The organism is Streptococcus oralis (assembly GCF_001588645.1).
Lineage (GTDB): Bacteria > Bacillota > Bacilli > Lactobacillales > Streptococcaceae > Streptococcus > Streptococcus oralis_AB.
Genome location: NZ_LAYF01000008.1, coordinates 36,319 through 50,614 on the forward strand (window position 1 = coordinate 36,319; position 14,296 = coordinate 50,614).

Genomic DNA, 14,296 nt, shown 5'->3' on the forward strand with positions numbered 1-14,296 from the left:
TTACTTCTCCGTAAACTCTCCGTCTACGACGTCATCGCCTGCGTTTCCTGTTGCTTGTGCGCCTTCTGCTCCTGCTTGGGCTTGTTGCGCTGCTGCGGCTTGTTCGTAGAGTTTAACCGCAAGTCCTTGAGCTTTTTCGTTCAATGCTTCAAGTTTTGCTTTCATTTCGTCCAAGTTGTTATCTTCTTGCGCTTTCTTAAGCTCATCGAGGGCAGCTTGGGCAGCATCACGTTCTGCATCGAAGCCTTTACCTTCAGTTTCTTTGATTGTCTTTTCAGTCGCAAAGATTGCTTGGTCTACTTCGTTACGAAGGTCCACTTCTTCTTTACGTTTCTTATCTGCTTCAGCGTTAGCTTCTGCATCTTTCATCATGCGGTCGATTTCTTCATCTGTCAAACCTGAGTTTGATTGGATAACAATAGTTTGTTCTTTTTGAGTTCCAAGATCTTTAGCCTTAACAGATACGATACCGTTCTTGTCGATATCAAATGTTACTTCGATTTGAGGAATTCCACGAGGTGCAGCTGGGATATCAGTCAATTGGAAACGTCCAAGAGTCTTGTTGTCCGCTGCCATTGGGCGTTCACCTTGAAGAACGTGAATATCAACGGCTGGTTGGTTATCCGCTGCAGTTGAGAAGACTTGTGATTTAGATGTTGGAATAGTTGTGTTACGGTCGATGAGTTTTGTAAATACTCCACCCATTGTTTCGATACCAAGTGACAATGGAGTTACGTCAAGAAGGACAACGTCTTTGACGTCACCAGTGATCACACCACCTTGGATCGCAGCACCCATGGCAACTACTTCGTCAGGGTTCACTGATTTGTTTGGTTCTTTACCAGTTTCAGCTTTAACAGCTTCTACAACGGCAGGAATACGAGTTGAACCACCGACAAGGATTACTTCGTCGATATCTGACAAGCTCAAACCTGCATCTGAAAGGGCTTGACGAACTGGAACTTTTGTTCGTTCTACAAGGTCACGAGTCAAATCATCGAATTTCGCACGAGTCAAGGTCATTTCCAAGTGAAGAGGTCCAGCCTCACCAGCAGTGATGAATGGCAAGCTGATTTGTGTTGAAGTCACACCAGAAAGGTCTTTCTTCGCTTTTTCAGCTGCGTCTTTCAAACGTTGAAGAGCCATCTTGTCTGTTGACAAGTCGATACCATTTTCTTTCTTGAATTCTGCTACCAAGTAGTCGATGATTTTTTGGTCAAAGTCATCACCACCGAGTTTGTTATCCCCTGCAGTTGCTAATACATCGAAGACACCATCACCCAGTTCAAGGATAGATACGTCGAATGTACCACCACCAAGGTCGAATACCAAGATTTTTTCTTCTTTGTCAGTCTTGTCCAAACCGTATGCAAGAGCTGCTGCAGTTGGTTCGTTGACGATACGTTCTACTTCAAGACCAGCAATTTTACCAGCGTCTTTTGTTGCTTGACGTTGAGCATCGTTGAAGTATGCAGGAACCGTAATAACAGCCTTAGTTACTTTTTCACCAAGGTATTCTTCAGCGTAACCTTTCAAGTATTGAAGGATCATAGCTGAGATTTCTTGTGGAGTGTATTCTTTACCGTTAGCAGAAACTTTTTCAGAAGTACCCATCTTAGATTTGATAGAGATAACTGTATCTGGGTTTGTTACTGCTTGACGTTTTGCAGCGTCACCAACGATGATTTCACCGTTTTTGAATGACACTACAGATGGAGTTGTGCGGTTTCCTTCTGGGTTTGCGATGATTTTGCTTTCAGTTCCTTCAAGAACTGCGACTGCTGAGTTTGTTGTACCTAAGTCAATACCGATAATTTTAGACATGTGTTTTTCTCCTTAAAGTTTAATTCGAATTTTGATTTTTTGATTTTCCCCTTAAGTGGTGGGGACGTGAGCAACTCCCTTCGGGATTTCATCACTTATTTTTGAGCCTATTGTCTCAAAAATCCCCTGTTTCAGTAGCAAAAACTACTGAAACTTTCACCACGGCGGGAAATATCTTCCTTGCAAGCCTCCGGCTTGCTTTTTATCTTTCTTTCATAGTTTATTGTCGTTTCGGACAAGTTTTCTATTATGTATGTTGCAACCGTCAGAATTGCCTAGTTATAGACCACTACCATTGCTGGGCGTAGGATGCGGTCATGGAGTTTGTAGCCTTTTTGGAAGACTTGAGCTATGGTGTCTGCTGGGTGTTCATCATCCGCTGGGAGAGTTTGGATAGCCATGTGATAGTTATGGTCAAATTCGCTGTCAGCTGCGATTTCTTCGATTCCTTCTTCTTTCAAAGCGTGAATCAAACTCTCTTGCACCATCTCCAATCCTTTTTTGACATCGTCTGTCAAACCTTCAACTGCTAGTGCACGTTCTAAGTTGTCAAGCGATGGTAAGATTGCTTTTGCCAGGTCTTGGCTACGATAACGTTGCAAGTTTTGACGCTCTTCATTGGCACGGCGTTGAATATTCTGCATTTCTGCATGAGCACGAAGGTATTTGTTTTCGAACTCATCCGCGCGTTCATTTGCCAAGTCCAACTCAGACTTCTCAGGAGTTGTTTCTTCAGTTGTTTCCACAACTTCCTCTTCTTTCATTTCTTCGTTTTTTTTATCTTGGGCCATTTTCGCCTCCTTTATTGATTTCAAAATTAATTTACTTCGTAATGATTACTGTTGAGGTAGCGATAAAAATCTGTCAACTTCATGGTCAAAACACGATTGACCACATTGACTTGGTTGACCAATTGCTGGTAATTCAGATTGACCGGACCGATAATCGCTAGAATTCCAAAACCTCGATAAGGAATGAGGAACTTACTGCTAATCACCGCCAAGTTAGCTAGACAGGATTCCTGACTGTCTGCAACACGGACATTTTGCATTTGATCTTCATGCAGACCTTCACGAATCTCCAGAGCCACCTTTTGCGGTTGGTCAAAGAACTGATAGGCTGCTAGATTGGCAAAATTCAAGAGATTGACCTTGCCCGACACTACAATGTTTTCGTTGAACATTTCTTTAAAAATGTGTTCAAAGAGATCCATGACATTGTCCGTTGTTGTAAAGTAACGTTGGATAATCTGTGGAATCTCCGTCCGAATCTTATAATGAATGTCCAGAACAGTGTGACCAAGGAAACGTTCCTGAATGATGCTCTTCAGTTTCAGCAAATCTTCCTGCAAGAAGTTCCTTGGAATCAAAAACTGACTGGTAACCGTTCGAGACTCGTCTAGGGTGAAAACTGCAAGAGCAGTATGTTGTCCTAGAACGACAATATCGAAGGCCGTCAGGCGCTGTCTGCTCGGCTCAACATCCAGTGCTACTACCGTACAGCCACTCAGGTCTGTCAATAGATTAGCAGCCTCTTGCAGAATATCCTCCAGTTTGAAGAACTCCTGATCAAAGGCTTTGACAATCTCGTATACCTCATTTTCAGCCAGTCTGTCAAAAGCAAGCGAGTGTTTCACATAGTACTGAAATCCCGCGACACTTGGCATCCGACCGCTTGAGGTATGAGCCTTCTCAAGCAAACCCTGCTTCTCTAGAGCTGCCATGTCATTACGAATGGTAGCACTACTAGAATTGATAGACTCTTGTAGCGCCTTGGATCCGACAGGTTCGTGCGTTTTGGTAAAGATGTCAATAATCAGATTTAAAATATCCTGCTGACGCTCTGTAACCATCTCATCACTCCTCTCTGTCCGATCAATTAGCACTCTATGCATCCAAGTGCTAACTCATGATTCTATTATACACCCTTAGAAGAGAATGTCAAGACAAAAACTCAAAAAATTAGCACTCTTTTGCCAAGAGTGCTAAAAATCAGTCTGAAGACCTAGAATCTCACTTCTCATCTACTTGGTATTTCCTTTTAAGTCTGAAAAAACCATAGATTAGATAAGAAATCAAGCAAGCGTATAAAACGAAAATAATAAAGAAAGACTGAGACAAGTTTTCTCGATACAAACTCATGCAAACAACAAGACCACCTGAAAAAGTGGCTATACAGGAACGAAGTCTAGACCGCATAACTTCCCATCTGAGACCCTTACTCATATAGACTTTCTCCTCTGAAAGTATATCAGAAGTTGGTTTACGAAGAATTGAATAAAAACCTGTTTCTATCAATTCCCAACCGCTATTTCTAAAATCTTGGAGTTCATGCTTATACTTTTTAAGAAATCTAGAATCATAGATATGATAGATGACATCATCTGGTTGGCATTGTTCAAAATAGAAAAAGCCCAAACGATTAGTTCTATATCTCCAACCTTTCAAGTGCATCTCATGTAAATATTCTTCTTCCTTGTCCAAATCAACAATGGTGAAAATGCGAAATTGTACTTTGCTATTCATTGTCTTACCTCCAAATTAGAAAACAGGCATTCTTTCATTTATCAGATAATTCTTTCCACTTTTGACTCAATTTCCAAAAAATATAAGAAATCTGAATCGCAAAAACTATCAATAAAATCCAATCTATTATGAAAATCAAAAATACTTCCCATCTGAAAGAGCTAGCTCCACTGACAAACTTTGAGAAAACCGGTAGTAGAGCTAAAAATAGAATCAAAATAGGAAGCATCCGCATTATTAAAATCCGTTTAATCATAGCTAACTTCCCTGTAGCGTCATTATAGATTTCAAACTCAGTATCCGATTCAATTTCAGAATGCGCTTTTCTAAAATAGGAAAAACTATTAAAGTCTGTAATATGCTCCCAGCCACAGTCTTTAAATAGTTGTAAATAGGAGACTCTCTCTGATTTTTTCATGGGATAAAAGTCCAACTGATAAGACACTTGTTCAGGCTGACACTTTTCAAAGGTATACCTAACCGCAAACAACAAGATAGAATAGCTTACTTTTCTAAGTTTCCAGCCTTTAGCATGCATTTCTCTAAAGTATCGAGCCTCTCTATCATAATCCGCAATGGTAAAAATTCGGTAAACAATTTTCTTTTCCATCATCCTTCCTCCCGACTATTTCTGTAAAGTCGTTCAATACGCTTCAATTCAATATCTAAGACTTTTCGCCCCAAGTCTGTGATCTGATAGATTTTTCGTTTTTCTTCCTCTCGGACAAAGGAAATCAAACCATCCTTTTCCATCTTTGACAAGGTCCCATACATAGTTCCAGGACTAATCGAAACTTGCGAATCTGTCATCTCCTTGACCTTTTGTGTGATACCATATCCATGGTTCTCCTTCTGTAAACAAAACAAGATATAAAAACCCGTTTCAGTCATAGGAAGGTAAACACGCCTAATCTTATCTGTTAATTCCATTTAACCACACCTCCTATTTAATTCGATATATCGTGATTCGTTATATAAACTATATCACAGTTCGATATAAAATGCAAAAAAAAGATCACCCTCAGGCAATCTTTCTTCTATATTAGTAAAGATCAAGGTAATTATCAACTTCCCATTGTGAAACAAAGGTTGCATAGCTAGCCCACTCGATACGCTTAGCTTCAAGGAAGCTCGTATAGATGTGTTCACCTAGGGCTGCCTTAACCACTTCATCTTCTGTCAAAGCTTTCAAGGCGTTATGAAGCGTTGATGGAAGATCGGTAATTCCAGCTTCCTTACGCTCTTCTGCTGTCATGATGTAGATATTTTCTTCGATCGGAGCAGGAGCCTCGATTTTGTTTTCAATACCATGCAAACCAACTTCCAAAAGAACTGCCATCGCGATGTATGGGTTTGCCATTGGGTCCACTGAACGCAACTCAAGACGAGTTCCCATACCACGTGAAGCTGGTACGCGCACAAGTGGCGAACGGTTACGACCAGCCCAAGCAATGTAAACAGGTGCTTCATAACCTGGAACCAAACGTTTGTATGAGTTAACTGTTGGGTTCATGATAGCAGTATAGTTGTAAGCATGCTTAATCAAACCGCCAAGGAAATGGTAGGCCGTTTCAGACAACTGCATTCCTTTTGGATCATTTGGATCAAAGAAGGCATTATTTCCTTCTGCATCAAACAAGGACATATTACAGTGCATACCTGATCCAGCAATACCAAATTTCGGTTTAGCCATAAAGGTTGCGTAAAGGCCATGTTTGCGAGCAATGGTTTTAACAACGAGTTTAAAGATTTGAATCTTGTCACAGGCACGGAGGACTTCATCATACTTGAAGTCAATTTCATGTTGTCCAACCGCAACCTCGTGGTGACTCGCTTCTACTTCAAATCCCATTTTGGTCAAAACATTCACGATTTCACGACGCGTATTGTCTGCAAGATCAGTAGGGGCCAAATCAAAGTAACCACCCTTGTCATTTACCTCAAGAGTTGGATCGCCATTTTCATCAAGTTTAAATAGGAAGAATTCTGGCTCTGGACCAAGGTTGAAAGATTTGAATCCTACTTTTTCCATGTGATGAAGAGCACGTTTGAGGTTGCCACGAGGGTCACCTGCAAATGGCTCACCTTCTGTTGTATAGACATCACAGATCAAACCTGCAACACTTCCATTTTCATCTCCCCAAGGGAAGACTGTCCATGTATCCAAGTCTGGGTACAAGTACATATCTGACTCATTGATACGTACAAAACCTTCAATAGAAGAGCCATCAAACATGGCTTTGTTTGACAAGACCTTATCTAACTGTTCATCTGTAGCAGGAATTTCGACGTTTTTCATGGTTCCCAGAATATCTGAAAACATGAGACGGATAAAGGTAACATTTTTTTCCTTGACTTCACGACGAATATCTGCAGCTGTGATTGGCATGGGTTTTCTCCTTAATATATATGACTACTTGCGATTGCCTAACCGCGACCAAAGGGTGACCGTACTGAAGCAAAGCGCCCTTGCTGGAGGAGTTCATTGTGGAGTGCGCGACGCACTTCCGTCTGACTCACGGCTTTCTTGGACTTCGCCTCGCGTTCAGCATATTTTTTCTTAATCGCAGCAATATTATGACCTTCAGAGATATAATCTTTGATTTCAAGTAGACGATCCATGTCATTCAACGAATACATGCGACGGTTTCCTTCGTTTCGATCAGGTTTGATCAACTCTTGATCTTCATAATAACGAATCTGACGCGCCGAGAGATCGGTCAATTTCATAACACTGCCGATAGGAAAAACAGCCATATTTCGGCGAAATTCTCTTTCCTTCATTTACAATTTCCTTCTTCCTGTCTATTATAGTCTAAAAAAAGACATACGTCAACGAATAATGTCATAAAATGTAACATTATTTTCTTTTTTTCTCCCAAAAGAGTTTCAGTTGCTCAATATCATAATTTACAAGGATTGCGACAAAAACTCCCATAAATGTTTCAAATACGCGCGCAAACACGTACAAAAATGTTTCTCCGCTTGGTATTGATAGGGTAATGATTAACATAGCCGCTACACCACCGATAACTCCTGCCTTGTTGTTCATGGCGACATTTGTCATAATGGTTAACATGGTGCAAATTGGAACAACTAGTAAGGTTACCCAAAAGGCTCCATGAAATAAAGTGTTTAAGAGGAAAAAGACAAGGGCGTAAAAACCTCCGATGCTATTTCCTAAGATACGCGAAGTTCCAAAATGGACACTCTTATCAAAGCTCTCTCGTAGACTGAAGACCGCTGTCAACGCTCCAATTTGAAGCCCCTTCCAGCCAAAAAAACCAAAAATCAAGAGAACTATAAATACGGCAATCCCTGTTTTGAAGGTTCGCATACCAAGCTTGAACTGTGACTTATCAAATTTATATTTTTTAAAATAACTCATAATCTCAACTTTCTACTACCATTTTAACATAAATTAGTTGATTTTATGAGTGAAAATCAATAGGAAGCGTTTTTAATTTCTGGCTATAAAAAAGAGGAAACAGAGTTCCTCTTTTCTATGATTTCATCTAAGAAAGCTTATTTTTCAGTCAAAGCTGCCAATCCTGGAAGAACTTTACCTTCAAGGAGTTCCATTGATGCTCCACCACCAGTAGAGATCCATGAGAACTTGTCTGCACGGCCAAGGTTGATGGCTGCAGCAGCTGAGTCACCACCACCGATGATTGATTTCACACCTGGTTGTTTCACGATAGCATCCATCACACCGATTGTTCCAGCTTGGAAGTCAGGGTTTTCAAATACACCCATAGGTCCGTTCCATACAACTGTTTTTGCACCAGTCAAAGCTTCGTCAAATTTAGCAATTGATTTTGGACCGATATCCAAACCAAGGAAACCTGGGTCTACTGCTTCACCTTCAGTGTCTTTCACTTCAGTGTAGTCAGCAAATGCATTTGCTTCTTTTGAATCAACTGGCAAGATCAATTTGCCGTTTGCTTTTTCAAGAAGAGCTTTTGCAACATCCAATTTGTCTTCTTCTACAAGTGAGTTACCGATTTCGATACCTTGTGCTTTGTAGAATGTGTAAGTCATCCCACCACCGATAAGCACTTTATCAGCTTTTTCAAGCAAGTTTTCGATAACACCAATCTTGTCAGATACTTTTGAACCACCAAGGATCGCTACGAATGGACGTTCTGGAGCTTCAACTGCTTCTTGGATGTAGGCAATTTCATTTTCAAGAAGGAATCCAGCAACAGCTTTTTCAACGTTTGCTGAGATACCAACGTTAGATGCGTGTGCACGGTGAGCTGTACCGAATGCATCGTTTACGAAGATACCATCTCCAAGTGATGCCCAGTATTTACCAAGTTCAGGATCGTTTTTAGATTCTTTCTTGCCATCAACATCTTCGAAACGAGTGTTTTCAACCAAGAGAACTTGTCCATCTTCAAGAGCGTTAACAGCGGCTTCCAATTCAGCACCACGTGTAACACCTGGAAGGAAAGCAACGTCTTGACCCAATTTAGCTGCCAAGTCAGCAGCTACAGGAGCAAGTGATTTACCAGCTTTGTCTGCTTCTTCTTTTACACGGCCAAGGTGTGAGAAGAGGATAGCACGTCCACCTTGTTCAAGGATGTACTTGATAGTTGGAAGAGCTGCAGTGATACGGTTGTCATTGGTAATCACGCCATCTTTAACAGGTACGTTGAAGTCAACACGAACGAGAACTTTTTTCCCTTTCAAGTCAACGTCTTTAACAGTCAATTTTGCCATTAGATATGACTCCTTCTTTTTTTATACGTGTTAATTATATCACAAAATCCGCAAAAGAGATAGAAAAACCCTAAACTTTTCTTGTTCTTTCTTATAATTGAAACTAGCATTTTTTTAAATAAAATCTAGAAAAACCTTGCCAAATAACTAATAATTGAAAGAAAAACTAGTTAAAACAAGGTCTGACTAATCTATAGTCAAACCTTGTTTTTTAATTTTTATGAGAAAATCCAAGATTCGTAAATCTGATTAGTTTTCTCTCCCCTTTCTAGAGAGCAAGCCGTAGCCACTCATTACTCCGAGGAGTCCCAGCGCTACTAGACTAGCATCTCTTGTCGCTCCCGTATTTGGGAGCTCTCTGCTTGTTTCTTCAACTTTTGCTGGTGCTGCTGAAAGAGCTTGATCCCTTGTTTGTGAGACCTGCTCTTCTTTCGTTCCTACTTCAACAATTTCTGGAAGAGCTTCCTTGAGAACCTCAGTAGAATGAAGGGTGCGTTTGCCCTGAGCATCAACTTCTACAAAGCGACGAACTTGGCCTTCAACTCCTGCTTGAACTAGCTGGCCTTGTCCTTTGAGAAGGGCTGCATTTGGTCGCTCCTGATGTTCGAAGGAAATTGTCCCTTCTTCAATTTCCAGTTTCGGAGTTTCTAGAACTAAATCTTTCACACCTTCAGCTGGTTGGTTGCTTGATAGAACTTTTGTTCCAACTTCGGTGATTTCTGGGATTGATTCCTTGACTACCTCAGTCGAACGAAGGGTGCGTTTGCCCTGACCATCGACTTCTACAAAGCGACGAACTTGACCTTCAACACCTGCTTGCACAACACGGCGTTGTCCTTTGAGAAGTTCAGAGTTTGGTCGTTCCTGACGTTCAAAGGCTGTTGTTTCAGTTTCAACAACTAGTTCAGGGAGGGCATCAACCGTTGGGGCCACTTCATCTGGTTCCATACTTCCAACATGGTGACTTTCTTCTGCAGGAGCTAGTTTCTTATTCAGCTTTTCTTTCATGTCCGCAAAAGCTTGTGGAGTTGGCATCTCTGAAGCCAACAAAGTTTCTGCTTGTTCAATCAACTCAGCTTTAGGATTTTTTTCACGGACGGATTCGAGCAAGCCTTCCAATTCTTCTCTAGCAGTCTGATAACGTTGATTCCCATCCAGGTCTGCTCCTGCTTGTTTCAACTCATTCAAAGCTTTGTTGACCTCTTCTTGACTGGCATCATGGTTTTCTGCTACAGCTTTGGCTGCATTGAGCTTCTCTACTAGTGCTGCTTGTTTGTCCTCGCCTGAGAAGGTGTAGGCAAGGGTTGACTGACGACCTTGAGCAGCAGTGATTTCTTGTTTGAGGTACTCGTCGTTGACAGCTGCTTTTGGAGAAACCAAGACATCAAACTCAGCTGTGTGTCCCTTGTAATGAAGGGTCAAGGTCTGACGACCAGTCTTTTGAGCATCGTAGCCCGTAATTTCAACTCCTTGATCTGTGAAGGCATGGCTTTCTTCTGTCTCATCATCATAGAGAACGCCGAAGCGCCCTTCTGCAAGATCCAGTTGATCACCTACTAGATAGTCCGTTTTCGGTTTCTGAGTAATGTACAGACCTGCTACTTCCTTTAGTTTTCCTTCATCTTGGCCAGTCACTTGTACCTTCAAGTCACCGCTTACTGGAAGTCCAAGATAGCTAACTGTGAGCTTTTGTTCCCCTTTTTGATGAGCGTTGTAACCAGATACTGTCACACCTGAATGAGTAAGGTTGATCAGCTCATCGGCTTGTCCCCCTTCGTATTGAACACGGAGAGTGCCGCCTCTAAGGTCCAGTTTTTCTCCCTCTTTATAAACTATCTTCTTAGGCCCTTTTTCAAGACTAACTGCAACAATTTTTCTCTCATCCTGCGGAATCGCTACTGCCAAGGTGTTACTGATTTCTTTGCCAGGTAGTTGGGTACGATAGTAGAGGAGAGTTGATTGCTTGTCAAAGCCCAATGGTGCTGTTGCCAAGTCGCCTCCAGTTTCAGACTTCAAGGTTGCAATTGGTGTTTGTGAATCTGCCTTGTCGTAAACGGTGATAGTTGCACCCGCTGGAACATCAGAGAAACCAAGTTGAACTTGATGGTTTCCAAGTGAACGGGCAGCTACCTTAGCCATTGGAATATTTTGACTTTCTGTGTCCAAGGTTTCGTACATCTTCCAGTTGTAGATACGAATGGCCTTCCAAGGTGTCCCATTATCTGAAGTGATAACTTTTAGGCGCCAGTCTTGGGCAGTGATTGGTTTGTCAAGAGTGATATCTGTCACGTGCGCTTTGTTGCCACGGACTTCCTTAGCTAGTTTCCACTCACCATCTGCATCTTTATAATAAAGGTCAAAGTCTTTGGTGTTCATCAAACCGTCGTTGACAGACTCACCACCAGCTCCCGCATGATCCATGACCCATCTAACAACGGTACGTGGCTTGGTCAAACGAATATCGACACTACCGCTCAATTGTCCTGAAGACCACTTGTCTGACAAACTTGTAATCGTACCGTTCAACATGCCTTCGATGCCTTCCCCGCTTTCAGTATTCGGGAAAGTGCTACCAATAACCGTTGCCCCTGGAACAATATTTTCAGCCAAAGGTCTTGGGAGAGTTGTATCCTGAACTGTCATCCCCCAGTTAAAGGATGCCGTCGCCGCTTCAGAACGGAGGCCATTTTTACCAACTGCAACGACTTTCAGTTCCTGAGTCCTACCAGTCGCATTAGCAGAACGGCTAACTTTTGGCAAGTAGATGGTTGAAGCAGATGATCCTGTCAACAAACGCCAGTTATCCCCATCTTTTTCGTAGACTTCATAGAAATCCGCATCTTGGTTACCAGAAAATTGGACCACTGCTTCAGCTTCTTGGGCATTCTTAAGAGATTGTTTCACCACAGAAAGGCCTGTAGGCGCTTGTGGTGCTTGGTGATTGTCTGAAATTGTTAATTGTCCTAGGTTAAACTGATAATCTTTTACAGCTCCTTCATGCTCGAAGAAGAGTTTGACTGCATAGATGGTTTTACCTGCTAGTGAGCTGAGGTCAAATTCTTCATTCTTCCAGTCATCAGAGAGAGTCAGTTCTTTCCATGCGGCTGCATCCTCAAATTTGTAGTCTGGTGTTGTAGAGAAAGCCATATAAACTTTAGAGCCTTTTCCTCCCTTGTGGGCAACACGAAGTTTTGTGTTTTCAGTTACTTCTAGTTTGGTAGAATACAAATTCACATCCTGGTCCGTCTTACCAGTTACATCACCTGAGAATTTAAGAGAGTTCCCACCATTATAGGCATCTGTAAAATCATATTCTGCACGAAGTTTTTCCCCTGTTGAAGTCTGCCACCAGCGCCATGTTGGCAAGACACCTGAAACCGAACGATAGTTCCACTCAGAATCCTTAGAAACTTTACCGTCAACAAACCATTTTCTACCATGACCTGTATTAAAAGAGGTGGTGAAGGTACGGCCTACTGCTGGAGTGCGGTCCGCAACTAAATTGGCAATTCCATACCACTCTTTGTCAGCTGGTTTTTGAGCCGTTGGATCTCCTTGGTAACCTGTAAAGAAGATGTCTTCATTCTTGTGGTAGTCTTCGCCTGTTTTTCCTAGACTGGTAATCGTATCTGGTGCAAAGAGTCCAAGTGACAGACGCAACTTGCCATTTTCATCTAAGAGGGCATCCCAGTTAACCTTAGTCTTATATGAACCACCTTGTTGCAATTCCAAGCCTGCAAAGACATCATACTGGCTACGTTCTAGCCATTTGGCCATCTCTACGGAGTGGTCATTCTTTTCCTTGTTCCAGTTGAAGTTGGCAAAGAATTGGTCCGCAGGAACTTTGTCTCCTTCTTTTTGCATGAACTGGTAGTTGTAATCACCTAGACCATCTTCGTGGTAACGACCGTATTTGTAGGTCATGGCATCGTACCAAGCATACTTGATTGGGTGGTTGACCTTAGCTGCGTATTCTTTTGTATAGAGCATGAATTGGCGCATTTTTTCACCAAGAGGTGCTACCAATTCCCCCGTTGTTTCCTGATTGATGAAATAGCCATCAAATCCGTAATACTTAGCAAGATCGACGAGTTTTCGTGCGATAGGGAAGGTGCCATCTGCGTCTTGTTTCAAGGCAGCTGCAAATTTTTCTTGGTCGGCAATGCTATTTGACCAGTTGAAAAAGAGTGTTCCATAAACGGGAACTCCGTTGCGGTGACCGGCATCAATGACATCTGGAGTTGGAACTAGACCTTCCCAGAAGACCATTGAATCCAAGTATTGCCAGTAATCAAAGGCGTAGGCCTTGAATTCTTCTCCACCAACAGAAGCGTGGTCTTTGGCCTTTGAGTTGGTATTTGCCAGCGCCTGGACCTTGGCTCTTCTGCTTGCTTTTTCATTGACCAACTGCCCTCTGTGGCGCTTGGCGAGTTCAACTGAGGAACGGTTGATGGAATCATCCTCGCGCGCACCCGGTTCCCATTTCAACAAATCTTCCCATGTATCAAATTTGATTTCTTTTGGTCGGAGACTCTTTTCCTCATTTTTAGGAACGTCTGCTAGAGTCGGTTTGTCGGCTTTCTTCTCAGCCACTTGAGTAGCTTCCTCTGGTTTGACTTCTTCTTTTTCATTGAGCAAATCAGCTATTGCTGGAGTGTTTTCTGAAATGGGTTGCTCTGCTACTTTGTTTTCAGTTTCCTCTAATTGTTTTTCGAGAGCTGCAGTATCTGGACTCGCTGTTTCACTCGCGCTTGTAGCTTGAGCGCTCGTGTTTGCGGCTGTTTCAGGGACAGCGACCTGTTCCGCAAGAGCTGGGCTCGCAAATAGAGCTGAACCAATCATCAAGGAACAAGCCCCGATTGACAGCTTACGAATACTGTAACGGCAACGTTTTTCAAAAAATAGATTTTTCATCTTATCCTCCTAATAAATATAAAGTAAGCGCTTTACTTTTTGATAAAAAGTAGCTGTTCTCAGTGTACGCCACCAGAACAGGATCATCTTCATTTTATCCTATATGAAAGCGATGTCAATCTATTTAACATAAAAACTATAACTAGGATAATAATCAGTAAAATTTGGACACAATCCTATAAATCATCTATCTTAAAGGGAATCTATCTCTCATTTTAAAAGAAAGTTCTTGTTTCTTATGAAAATTTCAGCTAAACACTTGTGAGATTTACTTTTATCCTTTAAAATAGAATAGGAGAAATTCCGTT

At 41.9% G+C, this 14,296-nt stretch carries 11 protein-coding genes; all 11 read right to left on the reverse strand.

Features of this window, described 5'->3' with window-relative positions; genetic code table 11:
- The 11 genes from dnaK to A0739_RS07190 all read right to left on the reverse strand — a co-directional run bounded on the left by dnaK (position 1) and on the right by A0739_RS07190 (position 13,988).
- Positions 1-1,824 carry a molecular chaperone DnaK gene (dnaK, locus tag A0739_RS07140; RefSeq protein WP_061587526.1) on the reverse strand — a complete coding sequence of 608 codons (1,824 nt, stop codon included), beginning with the start codon at positions 1,822-1,824 and terminating at the stop codon, positions 1-3.
- Positions 1,825-2,099: 275 nt separating this feature from the next.
- Positions 2,100-2,615, reverse strand: a complete 516-nt coding sequence (gene grpE, locus A0739_RS07145; protein ID WP_061587527.1) for a nucleotide exchange factor GrpE — start codon at positions 2,613-2,615, stop codon at positions 2,100-2,102.
- A 26-nt stretch (positions 2,616-2,641) separates the two neighbouring features.
- Entirely contained in the window at positions 2,642-3,676 is a 1,035-nt protein-coding gene (gene hrcA / locus A0739_RS07150; RefSeq protein WP_061587528.1) for a heat-inducible transcriptional repressor HrcA, read from the reverse strand.
- Positions 3,677-3,836: 160 nt separating this feature from the next.
- Positions 3,837-4,349 carry a DUF2812 domain-containing protein gene (locus A0739_RS07155; RefSeq protein ID WP_061587529.1) on the reverse strand — a complete coding sequence of 171 codons (513 nt, stop codon included), beginning with the start codon at positions 4,347-4,349 and terminating at the stop codon, positions 3,837-3,839.
- 34 nt (positions 4,350-4,383) lie between these two features.
- On the reverse strand, positions 4,384-4,959 hold the full coding sequence (locus tag A0739_RS10195; RefSeq protein WP_082243831.1) for a DUF2812 domain-containing protein: 576 nt from the start codon (positions 4,957-4,959) through the stop codon (positions 4,384-4,386).
- Complete coding sequence (locus tag A0739_RS07165; protein ID WP_000423979.1) at positions 4,959-5,279, reverse strand: PadR family transcriptional regulator; 321 nt, start codon at positions 5,277-5,279, stop codon at positions 4,959-4,961. Before A0739_RS07165 ends, A0739_RS10195 begins: the two co-directional genes overlap by 1 nt.
- A 112-nt stretch (positions 5,280-5,391) precedes the next feature.
- A complete protein-coding gene (gene glnA, locus A0739_RS07170) occupies positions 5,392-6,738 on the reverse strand; it encodes a type I glutamate--ammonia ligase (RefSeq protein WP_061587530.1) in 1,347 nt (448 codons plus the stop codon).
- 38 nt (positions 6,739-6,776) lie between these two features.
- Entirely contained in the window at positions 6,777-7,133 is a 357-nt protein-coding gene (glnR, locus tag A0739_RS07175; protein ID WP_000664333.1) for a transcriptional repressor GlnR, read from the reverse strand.
- Positions 7,134-7,209: 76 nt separating this feature from the next.
- Positions 7,210-7,737, reverse strand: coding sequence for an FUSC family protein (locus tag A0739_RS07180; RefSeq protein ID WP_000119887.1), 528 nt, complete (start codon positions 7,735-7,737; stop codon positions 7,210-7,212).
- A 137-nt stretch (positions 7,738-7,874) separates the two neighbouring features.
- Entirely contained in the window at positions 7,875-9,074 is a 1,200-nt protein-coding gene (locus A0739_RS07185; RefSeq protein ID WP_001096765.1) for a phosphoglycerate kinase, read from the reverse strand.
- 249 nt (positions 9,075-9,323) lie between these two features.
- Positions 9,324-13,988, reverse strand: coding sequence for an endo-beta-N-acetylglucosaminidase (locus A0739_RS07190; protein WP_061587531.1), 4,665 nt, complete (start codon positions 13,986-13,988; stop codon positions 9,324-9,326).
- Between the last annotated feature and the right edge of the window lie 308 nt (positions 13,989-14,296).